18 protein-coding genes and 1 pseudogene are annotated in these 21320 nt (G+C 73.1%); 5 read left to right on the top strand and 14 right to left on the bottom strand.

Annotated elements, in window-relative coordinates:
• Positions 1-266 precede the first annotated feature (266 nt).
• The 6 genes from QFZ74_RS28985 to QFZ74_RS28960 form a co-directional block, all read right to left on the bottom strand.
• A complete protein-coding gene (locus QFZ74_RS28985; protein WP_307623798.1) occupies positions 267-1067 on the bottom strand; it encodes an SDR family NAD(P)-dependent oxidoreductase in 801 nt (266 codons plus the stop codon).
• Between the two features lie 25 nt (positions 1068-1092).
• Entirely contained in the window at positions 1093-1590 is a 498-nt protein-coding gene (locus QFZ74_RS28980; protein ID WP_307623797.1) for a glyoxalase/bleomycin resistance/extradiol dioxygenase family protein, read from the bottom strand.
• Between the two features lie 125 nt (positions 1591-1715).
• Positions 1716-2654 (bottom strand): SDR family oxidoreductase, encoded by a 939-nt coding sequence (locus QFZ74_RS28975; protein WP_373462451.1) that lies wholly within the window; start codon positions 2652-2654, stop codon positions 1716-1718.
• A gap of 136 nt (positions 2655-2790) precedes the next feature.
• Entirely contained in the window at positions 2791-3420 is a 630-nt protein-coding gene (locus QFZ74_RS28970) for an MBL fold metallo-hydrolase (RefSeq protein WP_307623796.1), read from the bottom strand.
• Complete coding sequence (locus QFZ74_RS28965; RefSeq protein WP_307623795.1) at positions 3420-4505, bottom strand: S-(hydroxymethyl)mycothiol dehydrogenase; 1086 nt, start codon at positions 4503-4505, stop codon at positions 3420-3422. Before QFZ74_RS28965 ends, QFZ74_RS28970 begins: the two co-directional genes overlap by 1 nt.
• A gap of 131 nt (positions 4506-4636) precedes the next feature.
• The gene (locus QFZ74_RS28960) at positions 4637-4933 is read right to left on the bottom strand and encodes a hypothetical protein (RefSeq protein ID WP_307623794.1); all 297 of its coding nucleotides are present in this window, start codon (positions 4931-4933) and stop codon (positions 4637-4639) included.
• Between the two features lie 176 nt (positions 4934-5109).
• Between QFZ74_RS28960 and QFZ74_RS28955 the strand changes: the two genes are divergently transcribed.
• Positions 5110-5481, top strand: a complete 372-nt coding sequence (locus tag QFZ74_RS28955; protein ID WP_307623793.1) for a nuclear transport factor 2 family protein — start codon at positions 5110-5112, stop codon at positions 5479-5481.
• 39 nt (positions 5482-5520) lie between these two features.
• On the opposite strand, the gene QFZ74_RS28950 is transcribed toward QFZ74_RS28955, so the two are convergent.
• Both QFZ74_RS28950 and QFZ74_RS28945 read right to left on the bottom strand, forming a co-directional pair.
• Positions 5521-5961: a hypothetical protein gene (locus tag QFZ74_RS28950; RefSeq protein ID WP_307623792.1), complete on the bottom strand. Its 441-nt coding sequence runs from the start codon at positions 5959-5961 to the stop codon at positions 5521-5523.
• Between the two features lie 18 nt (positions 5962-5979).
• On the bottom strand, positions 5980-9720 hold the full coding sequence (locus QFZ74_RS28945) for a choice-of-anchor D domain-containing protein (protein ID WP_307623791.1): 3741 nt from the start codon (positions 9718-9720) through the stop codon (positions 5980-5982).
• Between the two features lie 305 nt (positions 9721-10025).
• Between QFZ74_RS28945 and QFZ74_RS28940 the strand changes: the two genes are divergently transcribed.
• Complete coding sequence (locus QFZ74_RS28940; RefSeq protein ID WP_307623790.1) at positions 10026-11126, top strand: XdhC/CoxI family protein; 1101 nt, start codon at positions 10026-10028, stop codon at positions 11124-11126.
• Between the two features lie 16 nt (positions 11127-11142).
• Entirely contained in the window at positions 11143-11886 is a 744-nt protein-coding gene (locus QFZ74_RS28935; protein ID WP_307623789.1) for an SRPBCC family protein, read from the top strand.
• A gap of 37 nt (positions 11887-11923) precedes the next feature.
• On the opposite strand, the gene QFZ74_RS28930 is transcribed toward QFZ74_RS28935, so the two are convergent.
• Positions 11924-12418, bottom strand: a complete 495-nt coding sequence (locus QFZ74_RS28930) for a hypothetical protein (protein ID WP_307623788.1) — start codon at positions 12416-12418, stop codon at positions 11924-11926.
• A gap of 14 nt (positions 12419-12432) precedes the next feature.
• Positions 12433-12984, bottom strand: coding sequence for a hypothetical protein (locus QFZ74_RS28925; protein ID WP_307623787.1), 552 nt, complete (start codon positions 12982-12984; stop codon positions 12433-12435).
• Positions 12985-13122: 138 nt separating this feature from the next.
• Here QFZ74_RS28925 and QFZ74_RS28920 point away from each other — a divergent pair, with 138 nt between their 5' ends.
• Positions 13123-14088 (top strand): helix-turn-helix transcriptional regulator, encoded by a 966-nt coding sequence (locus QFZ74_RS28920; RefSeq protein WP_307623786.1) that lies wholly within the window; start codon positions 13123-13125, stop codon positions 14086-14088.
• A 6-nt stretch (positions 14089-14094) separates the two neighbouring features.
• Here the strand turns inward: QFZ74_RS28920 and QFZ74_RS28915 are convergent, their stop codons facing one another.
• The 3 genes and pseudogenes from QFZ74_RS28915 to QFZ74_RS28905 form a co-directional block, all read right to left on the bottom strand.
• Entirely contained in the window at positions 14095-14601 is a 507-nt protein-coding gene (locus QFZ74_RS28915) for a metallophosphoesterase (RefSeq protein ID WP_307623785.1), read from the bottom strand.
• A gap of 21 nt (positions 14602-14622) precedes the next feature.
• Positions 14623-14898 (bottom strand): hypothetical protein, encoded by a 276-nt coding sequence (locus tag QFZ74_RS28910; RefSeq protein ID WP_307623784.1) that lies wholly within the window; start codon positions 14896-14898, stop codon positions 14623-14625.
• Positions 14899-14977: 79 nt separating this feature from the next.
• A pseudogene (locus QFZ74_RS28905) lies at positions 14978-17429 on the bottom strand (SpoIIE family protein phosphatase).
• 212 nt (positions 17430-17641) lie between these two features.
• On the opposite strand from QFZ74_RS28905, the gene QFZ74_RS28900 reads away from it, so the two are divergent.
• Positions 17642-19813: a GAF domain-containing SpoIIE family protein phosphatase gene (locus QFZ74_RS28900; RefSeq protein WP_307624314.1), complete on the top strand. Its 2172-nt coding sequence runs from the start codon at positions 17642-17644 to the stop codon at positions 19811-19813.
• 18 nt (positions 19814-19831) lie between these two features.
• Here the strand turns inward: QFZ74_RS28900 and QFZ74_RS28895 are convergent, their stop codons facing one another.
• The gene (locus QFZ74_RS28895) at positions 19832-21208 is read right to left on the bottom strand and encodes a S1 family peptidase (RefSeq protein ID WP_307623783.1); all 1377 of its coding nucleotides are present in this window, start codon (positions 21206-21208) and stop codon (positions 19832-19834) included.
• Between the last annotated feature and the right edge of the window lie 112 nt (positions 21209-21320).

Genomic DNA, 21320 nt, shown 5'->3' with positions numbered 1-21320 from the left:
CCAACTTCACAGCCCAGGACCGTAGTACGAAAACCGCACACCCGACCGCCCAATGCCTCGCGATCACCAAGACCGGTGACTCGTACGACAACTGTTCGCATTCTCCGGCCCCGCCGGCAATCGTGCGGACGCTCCGCGCCTGGCAACGGCAGATGCGGCGACGCTCCGCGTCGCAGGCACAGGAGGCGATTCCTCCCCGGCGTGACGCCGGGGCATCCTCGCCAGAACCGGGTGAACTTCTCCCTGGGGTGCCGATCCCTCATGCTTCACGCGCTGCCAGCTCCTCCTCTCAGCGCCGTGCGGAACGCCCGGTTGACGGCGGTGATCCCGCCGTCGACGGGCAGGACGGTGCCGGTGATCCACGCGGCGTCGCGGGAGGCGAGGAAGGCGACGGCGGCGGCGATGTCCTCGGGTTCCCCGACGCGGCCGAGCGGATAGAGCGGGCGTACGGCGTCGAGGTCGGCGTCGCGCCCCTCCCAGGCCGAGGTGCGCACCGTGCCCGGCGCCACCAGGTTGACCCGGACGCCGCGCGGACCCGCGTGCCCGGCGAGGGTCCGGGTCAGCGAGCCGAGTCCCGCCTTGGCGGCGCTGTAGCCGTGGTTGCCGTAGTCCTGGAGGCCGTTGACGGAGCCGATCAGGACGACGGCGCCCCGGCCGGAGGCGGAAAGGTGCGGGAGGGCAGCGCGGCAGCAGCGGTAGGCGCCGGTGAGGGTGACGTCGAGGTCGCGCTCCCAGGCGTCGTCCGAACTCTCCTCGAAGAGCGGGACGTCGGGGGTGCAGTGCGCCGCGCAGTTCACGAGCACGTCGAGCGAGCCGAAGAGCGCGAGCGCCCGCGCGACGGCGGCCTCGACGGACCCCCGGTCGGCGACGTCGCACGCGAACGCCGTTGCCGCGAGCCTCTGTTCGCGCAGCGCGGCCGCGGTCCGCTCCGCCTGGAGCAGGTCCCGGTCGGTGACCAGGACCCGCCCGCCCTCCTCGGCGAGCCGCCGCGCGACGGCCGCGCCGATGCCGCGCGCGGCCCCCGTGACGAGAACTCCGTGTCCGTCGAAGCGCTTGAGGTCAGTCATGCGAGCGACAGTAGATCGGCGGCGATCAACTCGGCAGGGGGCGTACGGCGGCGAGGCGGCGCCGGAGTTCCTCCTGCGTGACGTCCTCGACGTGGGTCAGGAACACCCACATGTGGCCCGAGGGGTCCTTGAGAATGACAGTGCGGTCGCCGTGGAACATGTCCTTCGGCGGCTGGAGGATCTCGGCACCGGCGGCTTCCGCGCGCTCCGCCAGGCTGTCGACGTCCGCCACGAAGACATGCAGGGTGACGGACGTGCCTCCGCCGAGCGCGGCCGGCGCGGCGAAGGAAGCGGCCTCCGCCTCCGCCACGCTCGTGTCGCCGAGCATCAGGGTCGAGCCCGCGATGGTGATCTCGGCGTGCAGCACGCCGCCGCCCGGAGCGTCGATCCTGAAGCTCTCCCGGGCACCGAACGCCCGCTGGTAGAAGTCGATCGCCGCGGCTGCGTCGTCGACCATGATGTGCGGGATCACCGCATGGCGGTAGCGCTCGGGGATCTCGATGCCGGCTGTGCTCTCGGGCACGGCGAACCTCCTTCGACGGGCGCCGCCGGTGGGTTCCCGCGGCTCTGGAAGGAACCTAGAAGCTCAAGTTTGGTTGAGGTCAACGAGGCTCATCCGGTGACTGGCTACCGGTGACCGGTAGCCAGTCACCGGTAGCCCGTCACGTCCGCCGGTTTGTCCGCGCCCTGTACCTCGACGATGTACCGCCAGGCGTCGGGGCGGCTGCCGTCCAGGTCCGTGAAGCCGTAGACCTGGGCGAGGCCGCCGCTGGAGAGGGACTGGCCGTTGAAGCGCGCCACGTCGGGGTCGGCGGCCAGGGCGGCGACGGCTCGGCCGACGTAGTGCGGGGACTCCGAGATGGCGAAGTGCGGGTCGCGGGCGATGCCGTCCCGCCAGGTGTCCTCCCGCACGCCGAAGTGGTCGAGCATCATCTCCGAGCGCAGCCAGCCCGGGGTCAGGACGACGGCCGTGGCGCCGCGCGGGCCCAGTTCGTGGCCGAGGGCGAAGCCCATGCGCAGCACGGACGCCTTGGCGAGGTCGTAGAAGAAGTTCACGCGGTAGGTGTCGCGGTTGTACTCGGCGGTGCCGTCGGTGACCTCGACGACCAGGCCGCCGGCGTTGCGCAGCAGGAGCGGCAGGGCGTGGTGGCTGGTGATCGCGTGGGTCTCGACCGCGAGCCGGAGCAGCCGGAGGCCCTTGTCGAGGTCGTGCTCCCACATCGGGGTGTCCCACTCGGCGAGGGGATCGCCGCCCCAGATGTCGTTCACCAGGACGTCCAGGCGGCCCTGTTCCTCCGCGACGCGGTCCACGAGCGCTCGCACCGCGGAGGCGTCCAGGTGGTCGACGGGTACGGCGATGCCCTCGCCACCCGCCGCCGTGACCAGGTCGGCGGTGTCCTCGATGGTCTCGGGGCGGTCGTACTCGGAGCGGCGGGCGCGGGTGGTTCGGCCCGTGACGTAGACGGTCGCGCCCGCCGCGCCCAGTTCCACCGCGATGCCGCGTCCCGCGCCGCGCGTCGCTCCCGCGACCAGTGCGACCTTGCCCTTGAGCTGGCCCTTGATCTGGCCCTTGAGCGGTCCTGCCATGTCCGGCCTCCCGACCTGCGTCTTCTGGTGTCGACTGCTGTCGCGTTCCAGGCTGGCGGGGAAACCGGACATCTTCTGTCGCCTTTACGGCGGCACGTGCGTCGGCCGGGTCACACCCGTACCGTCGGGCCCGGTCTCAGTGGCCGCGCTCGATCCACTCCTGCAGGTGCGGGGCCTCGGCGCCGATGGTCGTGGAGCCGCCGTGGCCGGTGAGCACCTTCGTCGCGGGCGGCAGGGTGAGCAGCCGGTCCCGGATCGAGTCGATGATCGTCGGGAAGTGGGAGAAGGAGCGGCCGGTGGCGCCGGGGCCGCCCTGGAACAGGGTGTCGCCGGTGAACACGGTCTCCAGAGCGGGGTCGTACAGGCAGACCGAGCCGGGGCTGTGACCGGGCGTGTGCAGCACGGTCAGGTCCGCGCCGGCCGCCTCGATGACCTGGCCGTCGACGAGGTGCTCGTCGGGTTCGCGGTGGGGGTGTGTCTGCTTCCACAGCGGCAGGTCGTCCGGGTGCAGCCAGATCGTGGCGCCGGTGCGGTCGGCGAGTTCGGCCACGGCGTTGATGTGGTCGTTGTGGGCGTGCGTGCACACGATCGCCTTCAGCTGCCGGTCGCCGACGGCCTCGATGATGGCGTCGGCGTCATGGGCGGCGTCGATGACGATCACCTCCTCGTCGTCGCCGACGAGCCACACGTTGTTCTCCACGTCCCAGGTGCCGCCGTCGAGGCAGAACTGCCCCTCGGTGACGACGCGTTCGATGCGGGCGGTCATCACAGCACCACCACCGATCGCAGGACGTCGCCCTTCTCCATGCGCTCGAACGCCTCCTCCACCTCGTCGATGTCGACCGTCTCGGAGACGAACGCCCCCAGGTCCAGGCGCCCTTGCAGATGCAGGTCGATCAGCATCGGGAAGTCCCGGGAGGGCAGGCAGTCGCCGTACCAGGAGGACTTGAGCGCGCCGCCGCGTCCGAAGACGTCCAGGAGCGGGAGTTCGAGCTTCATCTCGGGAGTGGGCACGCCGACCAGGACGACGGTGCCGGCCAGGTCACGGGCGTAGAAGGCCTGCTTGTACGTCTCCGGGCGGCCGACCGCGTCGATGACGACGTCGGCGCCGAAGCCGCCGGTCAGCGAGCGGATCGCCTCGACGGGGTCGGTCTCGCGGGAGTTGACCGTGTCGGTGGCGCCCATCTTCCGGGCGGTCTCCAGCTTCCGGTCGTCGATGTCGACGGCGATGATCTTCGCGGCCCCGGCGAGGTTCGCGCCGGCGATGGCCGCGTCGCCGACACCGCCGCAGCCGATGACGGCGACCGTGTCACCGCGGCCGACGTTGCCGGTGTTGATCGCGGCACCGAGGCCCGCCATCACACCGCAGCCGAGCAGACCGGCGACCGCCGGGGAGACGGCCGGGTCGACCTTGGTGCACTGTCCGGCGGCGACCAGGGTCTTCTCGGCGAAGGCGCCGATGCCGAGGGCCGGGGTGAGTTCGGTGCCGTCGGTCAGGGTCATCTTCTGCTTCGCGTTGTGCGTGTCGAAGCAGTACCACGGGCGGCCGCGCCGGCAGGCCCGGCAGTCGCCGCACACGGCACGCCAGTTGAGGATCACGAAGTCGCCCGGCTCGACCTCGGTGACGCCCTCGCCGACCGACTCCACGACACCGGCGGCCTCATGGCCGAGCAGGAAGGGGAACTCGTCGGTGATACCGCCCTGTTTGTAGTGCAGGTCGGTGTGGCAGACGCCGCAGGCCTGGATCTTCACGACCGCTTCGCCCGGTCCCGGATCCGGCACGATGATCGTCTCCACCCGTACGGGCTCGTCCTTGCCCGGTGCGATCACGCCGCGTACTTCCTGCGCCATAACCTGGCCCCTTCCTCGGTGTATCTGCACTCCGACCCTACGCGCGACTGATCGGTAACGGCACGACGGAGGGCCGCCCGGTCGGGGCGGCCCTCCGTCGTGCCGTTACCGCGCGGTGCCTGGGGCGGTGCTCAGGTGGTGACGGCGGGCAGCAGCCCGGTCACCGGCGCGGCCAGGTCGGTCAGCTGGTGCAGCTGGTTCAGCTCGTTGAGGCGGTCCAGCCCGTGCAGTTGCTCGGAGACCCGCGGGACCTCGTCCCGGTGCTCCGCGGGGAGTTCGCTCGCGGCCAGCGAGTCGAGCGTGGCGATCGGGCTGATCCTGCCGGTGTCCACGGGGCCGGCGGGGGCCGCGCTCGCCAGGGGTGCGGCAAAGCCCGTGACACCCGCGGCGAGACCGACGGCGGCGACGATGCGTCGAGTTGAGATCATGTCCTCAGCAACGCCGCCGCGCCCCGGCCGGACACGGGCGCCGGGCCGCGCTCACTCGTCAGGCGGACCCGCCGGGCTGCGCTTGCCGGGGCCGCCGGGCCGGGAGAGCCTCGGAGGAAGGGGGTCTTCGTGCGGCCCGTACCTCATCGGGCCGTGGGCCCTCCAAGGAGGTCACCATGGGCACGGCACACGGCACCAGCTTCGACACCGAGACCCTGCGCCGGGGCATCGAAGGCGACACGTCGGCGGATCTTCTGTCGCTCTACAACGACGACGCGGAGATACGGATCATCGATCACACCAGTCAGCCGAGCCATCCCAAGGTGGTGCACGGGCGCGACGAGATCCGCGAGATGCTGGACGACGTCTACAGCCGCGAGATGACGCACCACCTCGACCAGTGCATCGTCGAGGGCGACCGCGCCGCGTACAGCGAGTCCTGCCAGTACCCGGACGGCACCCGCGTCGTCGCCGAGTCGATGATCACGCTCCGCAACGGGAGGATCGACGAGCAGATCATGATCCAGGCCTGGGACGAGAACGCGTAGCGGACGACCTCGCGAGCGATGCCGTCCGCGCGCGCGTCGCTACGGCCGGATGACGTGCCAGTCCAGGTCAACACCCCGGGTGTCGGCGGGCTGGCCGTCGCCGGTGAAGGTGTAGAGCGGTGAGCCGTCGTACGTCACCTGCTCACCGCTCCCGTCGGGCCGGGTGACGGTGCCCAGGGCTCCCGTGAGCCCGGGCGGCAGCCGCAGTTCGGTGCCGGGCCGGGCGTACAGCGGCCTGCGGGTGTCCGTGCAGGCGCCGAGGCAGGCGACGGTTCCCGTGGCTTCCTCCGGGTCGTAGCGGTAGACGGTGTGCCCGTCGGGGTCCGTGTAGACCGGGCCCATGGTGGCGCTCTCCGCGACCATGAGCGTGAGGGGCGGGGGTTGCGGCGCCGCCGCGGGGGCGGCGCCGAGGCACGCGACGACGGCCGCTACGGCCGCGGCGGCGCCGAACGGGCGGCCGGTCAGTGCACGGATACGCATGGGCTCTCCCCTGGGTTCTCAGTAGGTGACGCGGACGCCGTCGACGGTGTGCTTGTCCGTCGCGCTCCCGGTGGCACCGCCGAATCCGACCAGCACGTTCCGGGGCAGGGCCACCGCCTTGTCGATGACCTGTGTGCCGTCGATGCGCACCACCAGGTGCCCGGCAGTGGTCACGGACACGTCGAGGGCGTGCGTGCCGGAGCGCAGGTCGGGCACGGCGGTCGAGGTGGCCGTATAGGTCGGCAGCGTCGTGCCGCCCGTGGCCACCCCGACGAAGTTGCCCGACGGTTCACTGCCGTTCCTGTGGGTGTCCAGGGTGACGGCCACGCCCGGCAGCCCCGCGTAGCCGAGACCGCCGCCGCCCGCGCCCAGCGAGGTCGGGGTCGCCCGGGACGCGTCGAGCAGCAGGAGGGCGAGCCCGTCGGCGCCGGTGCCGCCGCCGATGGTGGCCCTGAAGCGGGCCCGCAGCCGGGCCGAGGGCACCGCGGTGCCCTGGACGCCCGTTCCCCTCGCGGACGTCACGGCCGACACGGCCGGGGTGAGCACCAGGCTGGTGCCGGACAGGGCGGCGGTGCCGTTGTACGTCCAGCCGTTGGGCCCAGGCGGCGGCACGGCGTACGAGGGGGCGGTGACGTTCACGTTCCGCACGGTGTGGATGTCGGTCGCGCCGCCCGTACCGCCGGTGAAGGCGACGTAGGCCGTCGGGGGCAGCGACGGCACCGTCGTCCTGAGCAGCCGGATGCCGTCCATCGAGACGGTGAGGGTGGTCCCGCTGACCGAGACGCCGACCGCGTGCGGGCCGGAGCGCAGGTTCGGCACGGCGGTCGTGGTCGAGGCGTACGTCAGCGACGCGCCGGTCCCCGCGGTGGCGATGCCCACGAAGTTCGCGGACGGGTCGCCCGGGTTGCGGTAGGTGTCGAGGGTGACCGCCACCCCGGGCTGCCCGCTCCAGCCGAGCCCGCCGCCGGCGGCGCCCAGCGCGCTCGGCGTGGCCCTGGCCGGGTCCAGCAGGCTGAAGGTCAGTCCGTCGGCGCCGGTGCCGCCGCCGATGACCGTGGTGAAGGCGGCGTTGAGACCGTCGGTGAGCACGGGGACCGGGAAGACCGCGGAGCCCGCCTGGTTCGCGGACGCCTGGGTGAGCTGGAGGTCGCCGCCGGACAGCCGGGCCGATCCGTTGAGCTTCCAGCCGCCGGCGCCGGGTGCCGGGAGGGAGACCCCGGTGCCCGCGGTCCCGGTGCCGGTGAGGGTCTCGTTCCGCGGGCCGTGTCCGTCGTCGGAGGTGAGCTCGTAGAGGCCGCTCGCCGCGCCGACGGCGGTCGGCGAGAAGGTGACCGACTGGTGCACCACGTCGTCGGGGCCGATGACCTGGCCCTCGTTGATCGGGTTGCTGACCTGGAAGGGGGCCGCGGGCGCCTTGGCCTTGGTGATGGTCAGCGGGATGTTGCCGCTGTTGCTGATGTCGAAGGTCTTCGTGACCGAGTGACCGACCTGCACCGGACCGAAGTCGGTCGAGGCCGGGGTGATGGTCAGCCGTGCCTCGCCGGTCACCGCGGTGCCGGTGAGCCGCACGGTGGTGGTTTTGCCGCTCCCGGTGACCGACAGGGTCCCGGTATGGTCGCCGGCGGCTGTCGGGGCGTACGTCACCTGCACGGTCACGGACTGCTGGGGCTGGATCACGGTGCCGTCGGCGGGCAGTCCGGAGGCGCTGAAGGGGGCGCCCGGCGCCGCGCTCGCCGTGATGGTCTCCGGCTCGGTGCCGGTGTTGGTGAAGCTGACGCCGAGGGTCTTGGTGGTGCGGGTGGCCACCGTGCCGAAGGCGAGGTCGGACGGGGTGGCGACCAGGCCCGCGGCGGTGCCGTACCCGGTCAGTCCGAGGTTGCTGTCGCCGGCGTTCGTGGCGAAGGTGAGGACGGAGTTGACCGGTCCGGGCGCGGTCGGCGCGAAGGAGACCGGCACCGAGTAGCTGTCGCCGGTGTGCAGGGTGCGGGGCAGTCCGGTGGGCGCGGCGGAGAACGGGCCGCCCGCCGGGGTGCGCACCGCGTCGATCGTCACGTCCCGGGTCGCCGTCACCGTGGCCGTGGCCCGGCCGGTGTCGCCCACGGCGACCTGGCCGAAGTCCACCGTGTCGCCGATCAGCGCGGCGTTGGAGGGCCGGCCGAAGGCCAGGACGTGCCCGTCGCGGGTACCGACGTAGACGCGACCGCCGTCGGTGGCCGGCACCGAGAACTTGGCGGCGGTACCGATCGGCGCGGACCACAGCATCTTGAGCGTGCCGTTCGCCGGTACGGCGTCGTACGCGCGCAACTGCCCGTTCGCGCCGTTGGAGCCGTCGGCGGCGACCGCCCAGACGACGGCGGAGCCTGGTGTGGTGCCGGTGGAGGTGATGACGGGCGAGCCGGAGGTGTAGCCGAACCGCGCGGTGCTGGACCCGGTGTTGCTGAGCGCGGGCAGTCCGGTGCCGGAGACGCCGTACTTGAAGGCACGCAGCGGGCCGCCGCTGCCGATGGTGTAGACGTAGCCGCCCTCGCCGCCGTACGCCCCGGGGTGTCCCCAGACGCCCTCGTACGGTCCGAAGGTGCCCAGGACCTTGTCGGTGCCGCCGCTGCCCTGGCTGCGGCCGCCGAGGTCGTCGCGGTCCAGCAGGAACAGCCGGCCGTCCTTGCCGATCTGCACCAGCAGGTGGGGGTGCGCGCCGGTGCCGAAGGGCGGGCCGGGCAGGGCGACCGGGCCGCCGGAGCCCAGGTCGGTGTCGTTCTGGTCGAGGACGGGGGCGTTGGAGGGGCTGAAGAAGTCCTGCGCGGACATCGTGCCGTCGCTGTTGACACCGAGGCGGACGACGGACTCGGCCAGCTGGCCCGGCGGCCGCGAACCGGGGCCCGGGGCCGGGGAGATGCCGTTGCCGGTGGTGAACAGGATCCGTCCCGGCCCGTCGGAGACCAGGCCGCCGCCGCTCTGCCAGATGCCGGCCATCCCGTTGGCGGCGGAGTCCTCGGTGGCCCACAGGGTGGTCCTGCGGGTGGCGGTGTCGACGCCCAGGACGTAGCCGACGTACGGGTTGCGGTCGCAGTGGGAGGCGAAGCCGACGTAGACCGAGCCGCCCATGAGGAGCAGGCCGGGGCGCTGGTTCGCGGTGAACGCGTTGAAGGGGTGGCTCGGGTCGTTCACCGGTGCGCCCGCCACCTTCACCGGCCAGCCGCTGCGCTCGGCGCCGGTGGTGGCGTCGAGGGCGTGGACGTACCAGTTGGGGTGCTGGGTGTCGGCGCCGTCGTTGACCTTCGCGACCAGGTAGACGGTGCCGGTGGCCGGGTCGTGCACCGGGGTCGAGGTGACGCCGATGTTGGGGGTCAGGTCACCGCAGCCGATGGCCGAGGCGGGCCAGGGGGCGCCCATGTTCCTGGTCCAGTTGATCGCGCCGCTCGCCGAGTTCAGCCCGTACACCTTGTTGTTCTCGGTGGCCACGACGACCGTCCTGCCGACGACCAGCGGCTGGGCGTAGACCTGTCCGTCCACGGTGGTGGAGAACTGCTGCCCGAAGTCGGAGCTGGAGACCTGGCCGGGGGCGAGGCCCGGCTCGTTGGCGTCCCAGCCGGTGCGGTAGTTGTCCTGCGAGATCGTGGACTGATCGGCGCGGGGCCGCGGCGTGCCGGCCGCCGCGGGCTCGGCGCCCGGCACGCCGCCCACGAGCAGACATACCGTCAGGAGTGCACCCACCACGCCCCGTCGACGGGGGTCGCCTACCGCTGCGAATCTGCTGAGCATGCCGCTCATGGTCGAGGGCACGAGGAGCTCACGACCGCCTCCGGGGCGCCGCGTCGGACGTGGTCCACCCGAGCAGTCCAGTCAGCGAGTTGACGTATCGTCAGATTCACATCTCGCGGTACGTCTCGATCGTGCGGTGGAGCTGGACGCGGCTCGTTCCCAGGCGATGAATCAACGTTCAACGAAAGGGCGCCGCAGCATTCGCCGCGACCGGGCAGCCGCCATAGAGTGACGTAGCGGCCGGGGTGCCGGGTGACCTGTCTGACCGGGGGCTTTCCCGGACTCCTTGCCGAGAGGAGTGGAACGTGCGTGAGATTCTGCCGGCGCTGAACCGCTGGTACGCGGCCGGCGTGCCGTTCGGGCTCGCCACGGTCGTCGCCGTCAGCCGCAGCGCGCCGCGCGGTCCCGGGGCGGCCATGGCGGTCGGTCCGGACGACGAGGTCGTGGGGAGTGTGTCCGGGGGCTGTGTGGAGGGGGCGGTGTTCGAGCTCGCGCACGAGGTCGTGGCGAGCGGCGAGGCGACGCTGGAGACCTTCGGCTACAGCGACGAGGACGCGTTCGCGGTGGGCCTCACGTGCGGGGGTGAACTCACGTTGCTGGTACGGCCGGTGACGCCCGAGTCCGATCCCGCGTTCGGCGCGGTGGCCGCATCGGTCGCGCGGGGCGAGCCGGTGACCGTGGCCACCGTGGTCGAGGGACCGGCGCCGCGGGGGGCCACGCTGGCCGTCTGGCCGGAGAAGGTGTCCGGCACGCTGGGCACGACCGGCCTGGACGTCGCGGCCACCGCTGACGCGCGCGGCGAACTGGCCCTCGGCGCCACGGGGCTCAGGCACTACGGCCCGCGCGGTGAGCGCCGCGAGGACGCTGTCACGGTCTTCTTCCACTCCTTCGCGCCGCCCCCGCGGATGCTGGTCTTCGGCGCCATCGACTACGCGGCCGCGGTCGCCCGGATCGGCGACTTCCTCGGATACCGGGTCACCGTGTGCGACGCGCGCCCGGTCTTCGCCACCGCCAAGCGCTTCCCGCCGGGGGTCGAGGTCGTCGTCGACTGGCCGCACCGCTATCTGCGGGGCACGGACACCGACGAGCGCGCGGTGATCTGCGTGCTCACCCACGACCCGAAGTTCGACGTGCCGCTGCTGGAGGAGGCGCTGCGCCGCCCGGCCGCCTACATCGGGGCGATGGGCAGCCGCCGTACGCACGACGAGCGGTACAAGCGGCTCGCCGAGGCCGGGATCACGGACGCCGAGCTGTCCCGGCTGCGCTCACCGGTCGGGCTCGACCTGGGCGCCCGTACGCCCGAGGAGGTCGCCGTGTCCGTCGCCGCCGAGATCGTCGCGCTGCGCTGGGGCGGCACCGGAGCGCCGCTCTCCGCGACCGCCGGGGCCATCCACCGGCCCCTGTGAGCACGAGGAGGTTGTCATGGAGCTGCACCACGAGTTCACCGTCCCCGTGCCGGTCGAGGACGCCTGGCGGGCGCTCCTCGACATCGAGCGCGTCGTGCGGTGCCTGCCGGGGGCGACGGTGGAGGAGTACGACGGCGAGACCGTGACGGCCTCCGTGGAGGTCGAGGTGGGCCCGATCACCGTGAACTACCGGGGCGCCGCCGTCTTCCAGGAGCAGGACGACTCCGCGCACCGGATGGTGCTGGTCGCCGGCGCCCGGGAGACACGGGGCCAGGACACGGCGCGCGCGACGGTCACCAGCACCCTCACCGAACGCGACGGCGCGACGGCGGTGTCGGTGCACACCGACCTGACGGTGACCAGCCGTCCGGCGCGGTTCGGGCGCGGGGACATGTCGGAGGCGGGCGACCGGCTGGTGGGGCGGTTCGCGGACTGCCTGGCCCGGCAGCTGAGCGAACGCCCCGCCGAGCCGGCCGCCCCGCCGGCGCCATCCCCCGCCCCGTCAGCCGAAGCCCCCGCCCCGACGGACGAGGCCCTCGGCCCGATCGGGGCGGAGGAACCCCAGCCGTTCGCCTGGGAAGAGCCGGACGCCTTCGCCGGGGAGGAACCGCAGCCGGTCGACCTCCTGCGGGCGGCCGCGGTTCCCCTGGCCAAGCGCGCCGCGGGGGTGGCCGCGGCGCTGGCTGTGCCGGCCGTGGTGTTCTGGTTCGTACGGCGTCTCAGGCGGCCCCGGGCCCGTCGCGCGCCGTGGCGCCGGTAGCCGGCATACCCTGGCTCCGTACCGGTTCAGGCCCGGCTCAGTACCAGCTCTGTTCCATGCTGGAGTCGCACGTGGCCATGTCGACCCCGTAGTCGGCGGTCCCCTTCATGCACAGCCCGGTGGCCTGGTTCTGGAACCTGATGGTTCCGTCGGCCCAGCGCTTGACCCACCAGCTCTCGTTGGTGCTGGAGTCGCACGTGTCGGTCAGCCACACGGTGTCGGAGTATCCGTACAGGCACTTGAGCGTGTAGACGTTCTGCAGGCGCCGCGTCCCGTCGTTCCACACGCGTACGTTCCAGTAGTTGGCCTTGTAGGAGAGGTTCGGGAAGTAGAGGCCGCCGCTGAACCCGACGCTCATGTAGGCGCCGTACTTCTGGTTCCGGTACGTCTCGCTCGCGAGCGTGGTCATCTCGCCGCTTCCCTTCTTGGCGGCAGCGGTGGCGGGCGCGGCTGATACCGGTCCCGATCCGGCCAGGGCGAGCGCCACGGCGGTGGCGCCGGCCGCGATCATCGCAGTGATTCTCGGTCTCACAGCGGCCTCCTGCCTCAGCCGTCGCATGCGATGACGTAGTAGACCGGCGTCCAGTCGGCGGTACCGGTGTCCTTCGCGGTGTTCGTCCAGCGGGTGGTGAGGTTGGAGTTGAGGAACTTGGCCTTGGTGAACCAGGTCTGGTTGTTGTTGAACGTCCCGGCCCCGATACCGTCGAAGGGGTACGCCTCGCCGCAGTAGTAGTAGTCGTAGCGGTAGCCCCGGCCGTCCACGATGCACAGGTGGCCGCTGCTGCACGACGGCGCGGAGGTCGCGGCGGCCAGGTCACGCGCCGTCTTCTGGCCCGGTGCGGGCAGCGTCAGCGAACCGCCCGGGATCGTGAGCTTGTTGGCCGAGACCTGACGGGCGTCCAGGTTGCCCGCCCGGTAGGCGTCGACACTGCGCTGGAGCCGGTCCGCCTGCGTCCGGGTCAGTCCGGCCCCGAGCGCCTGTCTCGTGTACGCGGCCCGCTGCGCCTCGGCCGAGGCGGGCCCGGAGCCCGTGACGGCGAGTCCCGCGATCACACCCACCATGGCGACGGCGGTTGCCGTCTTCTTCCAGAGCTTCAACGTCGCCCCTCCCTTTCGGTCCGTCGGTCCGGGCTGAGCCGGACTGCCGACGGACAGTGTGGGGCGGGGAATATTCGTGGCGCCATGCCTTTCAGCTCTGGCCAAAAGGGCCTGGCGGGGCCAGGATCGGTCGCTGTGATGCGCCTCCATTTCACCCCGGCCGACCTGCGCAGGGTCACGCTCATCGCCCCCGACGCGTTACAGGAGGTCACGCTCAGCGTGCGCCGCCTGCGCGCCCGGCCGACCAGCGGGCACGGGACGCGCCACGGCCTGGAACAGTGGCACCGGCGAACCCGCGCCGGCGCGAGGGACCGGGCCGGCATCCTCCTGGACCTGGTCCCGCAGGAGAAGTTCCTGCCCGACTTCCTGTTCCAGCTGGCGGACGCCTTCGACACCGGCGTGGAACGGGCCGTACAGACGCCCACCGAGCAACTTGCGGCGGACATCGGCGAGTTGGCCGCTCATCTGCGCCCCAACCGGCGGGTGCGGGAACTGGCCGAGGGTACGTCGGGGGCACGTCAGGGGCTGGCCGCGGACCTGCGGCGCTACTTCGACTCCTGTCTGGCCGAGTTGTGGCCGCAGGTCCTGGCCGGCGCCGCGGCGGACCGGGCGCTGCGGGCCGAGACGCTGCTGCGCGGCGGCGTCGACGGCCTCCTGGCCACGCTCGGCACCCGCTGGCGCTGGGAGCCGCCCGTCCTGCACATACCGTGGCCCGGCCCGCACGACATCGAGGTGCCGCTCTGCGGCCGGGGCCTGGTGCTCCTGCCCTCGTACTTCGGCGGTCCCGGGCTGATGTACCGGACCGAGGAGCCGGCCGTGCTGATCTACCCCATGCACGCCGGAGATCCGTCCGCCGGGGGCGCGGACGCCCTCGGCCCGCTGCTCGGCCGTACCCGCGCGACCGTCCTGGCCGCCCTACGTCACCCGGCCACCACCACCACGGTCGCCGAGCGCGTCGGCGTCTCCCTGCCGTCCGCCAGCCAGCACACCACCGTTCTGCGCAACGCCGGCCTGATCACGACCACCCGCACCGGCAGTGCCGTCCTGCACGCGCTCAGCCCCCTGGGAGAGGCCCTCCTCAACGGCGACACGGGGATCCGCTGAGCGGGGTCAGCGCGTCGGCAGCGCCGTCAGCACGACGTCCGTGAGCGCGCCGCCCGCGACCGTGGCGGTCATGTACGTGCGGTGGGGCTGGCGTCGGCGGTCGGTCGGTGAGCCGGGGTTGAGCAGCCGCAGTCCGGTGGGCGTGGTGGTGTCCCACGGGATGTGGCTGTGCCCGAAGACCAGGACGTCGAGGTCGGGAAAGCGGTCGGCGCAGCGCGCCTCGCGCCCCTCGGCCGGTCCGGTCTCGTGGACGACCCCGAAGCGCAGCCCGCCCAGTTCGGCACGGGCGACCTCGGGAAGCCGGGCGCGCAGATCAGGACCGTCGTTGTTGCCGTACACCCCGATGAGCCGCCGGCTGCGGCTCTCCAGCAGGTCGAGGGTGGCGGTGTCGACCCAGTCCCCGGCGTGGATCACCACGTCGGCGCCCGGGAGTTCGGCCAGAAGCTGCTCTGGCAGCCCTTTGGCACGCTGCGGGACGTGGGTGTCGGACATCAGCAGGAGAGAAACCCCCATGGGGTCACGGTACCCGTCGGGTCACGTCTCGTCCGGTTCCGTCGCCGCCCGTTCCACCTCGGCCTCGACCTCGGGGCGGGGGCGGCTCTGGTCTCTCGCGTAGTCGCTCACCGCGGTCTGGAGGTCGCGGGCCAGGTCGCGCCAAGCGCGCAGGGCGGTCTCGTACGTCTCCGCCTGGGTGCCCGTCAGATCCCCCTGGGCCGGGGGGCCGTACGTGTCCCTCAGCTGCTGGACCAGCTCGTGGGCCGCGTCGGTCGCGCGTTGCTTCGCCACGAGTTCTTCGAAGGTGTGTGACACGGCAAGGACCCTAGGCGCGGTGGTCGCCGGCAGCCGTCACGACCTGCCAGGACGGCCGGCACCCGTACCCGTGTGGCGGTCAGCCGTCGTCCACGATGTCGGCCCACACCTGTTTGCCGCCGCTCACCGGGACCGTGCCCCAGGCCGCCGACATGGCCTCCACGAGGAGGATGCCCCGGCCGCCGGTGGCCTCCCAGCAGATGGTGGTGGGCCTGACGGGGGTGCGGGGCGAGCCGTCGGCGACGGCCACGCGCAGCCGGTGGTTGACCCGGGTGAGGTCGAGGCGGACCTCACCGGCGGCGTGCACGAGGGCGTTGGTGACCAGCTCGGAGACGACGAGGAGGACGGAGTCGGCCTGGTCCTCGGGCACGTCCCAGGCGCGCAGGGCACGGCGGGTGAAGCGGCGGGCGTGGGCGACGGCCTCCGGGACGCGCCACACCGTCCAGCTCTCGCGCAGGGGACGTACGGCCATGCCGTCGTAGCGCATCAGCAGCAGGGCGACGTCGTCGCCGCGGCGGGCCTGGCCGAGCACGGCGTCGGCGACCAGGCTGAGCTGGGCGGGGTCGCCGCCGGACAGGTCGCGGGCGAGCCGGTCCATGCCGGTGTCGATGTCGTCCTCGGGCGACTCCACCAGGCCGTCCGTGGTCAGCGCGATCACGGTGCCGGGCTGGAGCCGCAGCGGGGTCATGGGGAAGTCGGCCTGGGCGAGAACGCCGAGCGGCGGCCCGCCCTCCGCGGCGACGATCTCCGTACGGCCGTCAGCGTGGCGCAGCACCGGCGGCAGGTGTCCGGCGCGCACGCACCAGGCGGAGCCCTCCTCCATGTCGACGTCGACGTACGCGCAGGTGGCGAAGAGGCCGGTCTCCATCTCGACGAGGAGGCGGTTGGCGTGGGAGACGACGACGTCCGGCGGGTGCCCCTCGGCGGCGTAGGCGCGCAGTGCGGTGCGCATCTGGCCCATGAGCGTGGCGGCGCCGGCGTTGTGGCCCTGGACGTCGCCGATGACCAGGGCGACGTGGTTGTCGGACAGCGGGATGACGTCGTACCAGTCGCCGCCGACCTCCAGTCCCGAGGTGGTGGGCAGATAGCGGGCGACGGCCTCCGCTCCGGGCAGTTCGGGCAGGCGGCGCGGCAGGAGGGTGCGCTGGAGCATGGCGACCAGCTCATGCTCGGCGTCGAAGGCGCGGGCGCGCATGAGGGCCTGTCCGGCGAGGCCCGCGCAGGCGGTGAGCAGGGCGCGTTCGTCGGGGCCGAAGTCGTGCGGGCGGTCCCAGCCGATGAGGCAGGCGCCGGCCATGCGGCCCGCGGCGGGCAGCGGCAGGACGGCGAGGCCGCCGGGGCCGACCTCGGCGAGGGCGGGTTCCAGGGTGGCGCCGGCGGCCATATCCGGGCGCGGCCCTCGTTCAGGGCGGCGGCGAGGGTGGGCATGGCGCGCACGGGGGCGTCGGGCCATTCGGTGCGCCACTCGGTGCGCCACACCTCGGGCCAGGTCTCGGGTTCGGGCGGGTCGAGGACGGTGACGACGAGCCGGTCCCCTTCCAGCTCGGCCAGCGCGATCCGGTCGGCCCGGAGCGGCCCGCGCAGGGCGGTGACGACGGCGTGGCCGACGTCCTTGACGGTGCCCGCGGTGGCGAGGGAGGCGCGGCCAGGCGCTGGACGCGGGCCACGTCGGTGACGTCGGAGCGCAGCGTGGCGGCGTCGGCGACGGTGCCGACGAGGCGGGCGGGCGCGCCCTCGTCGCCGGGCAGCAGCCGTCCGCGCAGCCTCAGCCACTTGGGCGCCCCGGAGGGCTGGAGCACGCGGAACTCCAGCTCGCGCTCGCCGAGCGACGTGTGGTCGGGCTCGACGACGGACATCAGCGCGGGCAGGTCCTCGGGCACGGTGAGGCGGAGCAGGGTCTCGACGTCGCCGTCGAACGCGGCGCGGCCGATGCCGAACAGGCCGAGGATGCCGGCGCCGACCGCGACCCGGCCGGTGTCCATGGCCAGGCTGAAGGCGTCGGCGGGCAGCTCCCCGAGGTCGGCGGCGCGGGCGGGGGCGGGGGCGGGCGGGGTGAGGGCGTCGGCGATCAGCGCGAGGCACGCGCGGTCCTCGGGGTCGAAGCCGCCGGGCTCCTCGGACACGGCGACGAGGCAGCCGTTGCCGGTGCGCACCGGGAGGGCGGCCACGAAGAAGTCGGGCAGCGGGGTGCGCCACGCGTCGGGGCAGGAGGCGAGTTCCTCGGGGCCGTGCCAGACAGGCTTTGCGGTGCGGTGGGCCTCGGCGGGCGCGGACCGGCCCGACGCGGCGTAGCCGTCGCGCAGCCCGTACAGGGTGCGCGGCAGTCCCGCGGACTTGGTGAGCCGGAGCCGTTCATCGCCGGCCGTGTACAGGCCGGCAAAGGAGGCGCGTGCGAGGACCAGTGCCTGTTCGAGGACGCGGCGCGACCGCTCGGGCGCGGGCGGCTCGCCGATGAGCCTCTTGAGGGCGCATGCGGCGCGCTCAGCTCTCGTTCTGCGTATCGCAGCGCCCTCACTGGCCACGACCGCCATTACAGCGCTTGAGAGCCGACTGCGCAGCCCCTGTGACGGCGACTTGTGAAGACCGGGACGGGCCCGACACCGCGGAACGCGCCCGAAAGGCACCGACACGCCGGATTGCACGGCCCGCCCACGCCACACCGGGGCTCGTGCTCGCCGTGCGCCGGGAGCCGCCCCGAGGGAGTCTTGACCCCTGGAGCTGTGACGCGCGGCCGGGCGAGGAGGTGGTCGGCGTGTCCGAGGGGCAGACGTCCGCGCGGACGTCGGCCGCCGCAGGGGCGCGGACGGGCCGTCCGCTGCTGTCCCTGGCACTGGCGGCGATGATGGAGGACGTCCACGCCCACTCCGGTGCCGTGTATCTGCTGTCGCCCGGCGAGCGGGTGCTGGAGATGGCGGTGATGGCGGGACTCCCCCGGGTGTTCGCCGCGCCGTGGGAGCGGGTGGGGCTGAGCACGCCGATCCCGGTGGCCGAGGCGGTGCGCCGGCGGCGGCTGGTGTGGGTGAGCGGCCAGGAGGACATGGCGCGGCGCTTCCCGCGCGTGGCGATGGTCCTGCCGTACCCCTTCTCGCTGGCCGCGCTGCCGGTGATGACCGAGGAGACGGTGCACGGCGCGGTCTTCGTCACCTGGCCCGGCTCGCACCCGCCGGAGCTGTCCGAACGCGAACGCCGCCAGCTGAAAGCGGCCTGCGACCGGCTCGCGCTCCGGCTGGAGCGGACCGCGGGCGAACGCCACCCGATGCTTCCCGAGCCGGACCTGCTCTCGGCGCCCGCGTCGGCGGGGGCGCCCAGGGTCATGGGCACGGTCGGCTCGCTGGAGGCGGCGCGGCTGGTGGCCCGGCTGCCGTACGGGGTGATCTCGCTCGACCTGCACGGCCGGGTCGGCTTCGCCAACGCCGCGGCCGCCGAACTGCTCGGCACCACGCTCGGCGAGCTGCTCGGCACCCATGTGTGGGCCGCTGTGCCCTGGCTCAACGACCCGATGTACGAGGACCGTTACCGGGCCGCGCTGATCAGCCAGCACGTCACGTCGTTCGTGGCGCTGCGTCCGCCGGGCGACTGGCTGTCGTTCCGGCTGTACCCGGACACGACCGGGCTGACCGTGCGCGTCAGCCGGGCCCGCGCGGTGACGGACATGGCGCGGGAGGCGGCACGGCCCGCCGCCTCGGGGCCGTCCCGGCTGGTCACCATCACGCAGCTGCTGAGCCTGGCCGGATCGCTGACCGAGGCGGTCGGGGTGGACGACGTGGTGCAGCTGATCGCCGACGAGATCGCGCCCTCGGTGGGCAGCCAGGCCCTGATGCTCCTCGGGTCGCAGGGCGGCCGGCTGCACGTGCTCGGGCACCGGGGGTACGAGGACCGCCGGGTCATCGAGTGGTTCCACGGCATCGCGCTGACCGACCGGACCCCGGGCACCCAGGTGCTGAGCACCGGCGTACCGGCGTTCTTCGACTCACGGCAGCAGCTGGAGCGGCTGTATCCGCACGTGAAGCAGCGGCCCGAGGACGGGTTCGCGGCCTGGGCTTATCTGCCGCTGGTGGCGTCGGGGCGGCCGGTGGGGACCTGGGTGCTCGCCTACGAACAGCCCCGCTCCTTCCCTGCGGACGAGCGGGCCGTGCTGACGAGCCTGGGCGGGATGATCGCGCTGGCTCTGGAGCGGGCGCGACTCTACGACGCCAAGCACCAGGTGGCGCACGGCCTCCAGCAGGCGCTGCTGCCGCGCTCGCTGCCCCGGCTGCCCGGCATCGAGGCGGCCGCGCGCTATCTGCCGGCCACTCAGGGCATGGAGATCGGCGGCGACTTCTACGACCTGGTGCCGACCCGGCCGCGGCCCGCGGCGGTGATCGGGGACGTCCAGGGGCACAACGTGACCGCGGCCGGGCTGATGGGGCAGATCCGTACCGGGGTACGGGCCTTCACGACCGGCGGGCAGGCGCCGGGGGAGGTCATGAACAACACCAACCGGCTGCTCGTCGACCTCGATGTCGATCTGTTCGCGAGCTGTCTGTATCTGCGGTTCGACCCGTCGCGGGAGCGGGCCGTGATGGCGCGCGCGGGGCATCCGCCGCCGCTGCTGCGCCGGCCGGACGGGCGGGTACGGGTCCTGGACCTGGCCGGCGGCCCGCTGCTCGGCATCGACCCGGAGGCGACGTACCCGACGACGGACATCGGCTTCGCCCCCGGCTCGCTGCTCACGCTCTACACCGACGGCCTGGTCGAGTCCCCCGGCGTGGACATCGAGGAAGCCGTGGCCGGCCTCGGCGAGGTGCTCGCCGAGGCCGGGGACCTGCCCCTGGAGGAACTGGCCGACCAACTCGTCCTGCACGGCGCGGCGGTGGACGGTCAGCGGGCCGACGACGTGGCTCTCCTGCTGCTGCGGGCGATGGAGGAGGAGTGAGCGCCGCGCCGCCCGGTCTCAGCGGGTTCCGGTGAGCGCGGGGCCGTCGTCCATGCCGGTGCCGGACGCGTCGTCGCCCGCGCCGCTCTGCTCGCCGGCGCCGGCGCCGGCCTGGCCGTCGTCGCCCGGAGCTGCCGGGTCCTCGGCGCCGCCGGCCTGGTCACCGCCGGCCTGCTCATCGCCCGCTCCCGCCCCGTCGCCGACCCCGGCACCGTCGTCGCCCGCTGCGCCGCCGTTGCCGCCCGCGTCGGCGCCGAGGGTCGCGCCGGTCGCCTCCAGGGCGGCCGTCACCGGCTGGAAGAAGGTCTCGCCTCCGCTGGTGCAGTCGCCGCTGCCGCCGGAGGTGAGGCCGATCGCGTTGCCGTCCTGGGTGAACAACGGGCCGCCGCTGTCGCCGGGTTCGGCGCAGACGTCGGTCTGGATGAGGCCGGTGACGGTGTCGACGCCGCTCGGGTCGGTCTCGCTCTGGAAGTTGACGGTGGCGTCGAGGCCGGTGACCGTGCCGTCGTGCAGGCCGGTCGTGGAGCCCATCCGCAGGACGGTCGCGCCGACGGTGGCCTCCGCGGCCTGGTTGATCGCGACGCTCTGCCCGTTCCCCGCGTTGATCTCGCTCGGCGCCTCGGTGGCCGGGTCGTCGTACTTGACGAGGGAGAAGTCGCCCTCGCCGGGGAAGGTGGCCTGGTCGACGGTGGCGATGGGCTGTCCGGACTCGGAGTCGGCCCACTCCTTGGCCGCGACGCCGCAGTGACCCGCCGTCAGGAAGGCGGGGCTGCCGTCGGACGCGGTGACGTTGAAGCCGAGGGAGCAGCGGGCGGTGCCGCCGCCGGCCTGGGCGAAGATGGCATCGCCTCCCGACACGAAGGTCTTGAAGGTGCCGGAGGACTTCTTGAGGGTCGCCATGCCGGAGCCGAGGCTCCGCACGGTCGACTCCAGCCGGTTCCAGTCGGCGCCGGTGACCGTGCGGTCGGCGGTGACGAGGACCTTGTCGGTGCGGGGGTCGACGGCCCAGGAGGTGCCGGGGATGGCCGCCTTGGTGCGCAGGGTCCTGGCGGCGGCCGCGAGTTCGGAGGTGCTGTTGTCGACCTGGCGGACGGCCGCGCCCGCCTTCGTCGCCTGAGCCATCGCGTCGGCGTCGCCGTTCGCCACGTTGACGACCAGCCGCTGCCTGGCGCTGTCGTAGTACGTACCGGCCAGGGAGTCGCCGAGCAGGTTCTGCAGCTGTGCGGCGAGATTCGAGGCGTCGCCCGCCTTCAGGGTCCTGGGGGCACCGGCGTCGCCTGCCGCGTCGTCCTGGGACGCGTTGGCGTTCGGCAGCAGCAGCGCGGCCGCACCGAGTGCGGCGACACCGCCCACGGCTATCGCGGCCTTGCGCTTCGGAATTCGCTTGTGACTCAAACTTCTCGCCCTCCTGAGGACGGGGTCGCTGCCGCCGTACGGCAGCCGGTCGGGGCGCCTGGTGGCAGAAGGTACGGACGCAACAGCGAATGCGTTCAGGTGAGTTGGCGAC

This window comes from Streptomyces sp. V3I7 (assembly GCF_030817495.1).
Taxonomy (GTDB): Bacteria; Actinomycetota; Actinomycetes; order Streptomycetales; family Streptomycetaceae; genus Streptomyces.
This window is presented reverse-complemented; position numbering and strand designations above follow the sequence as displayed.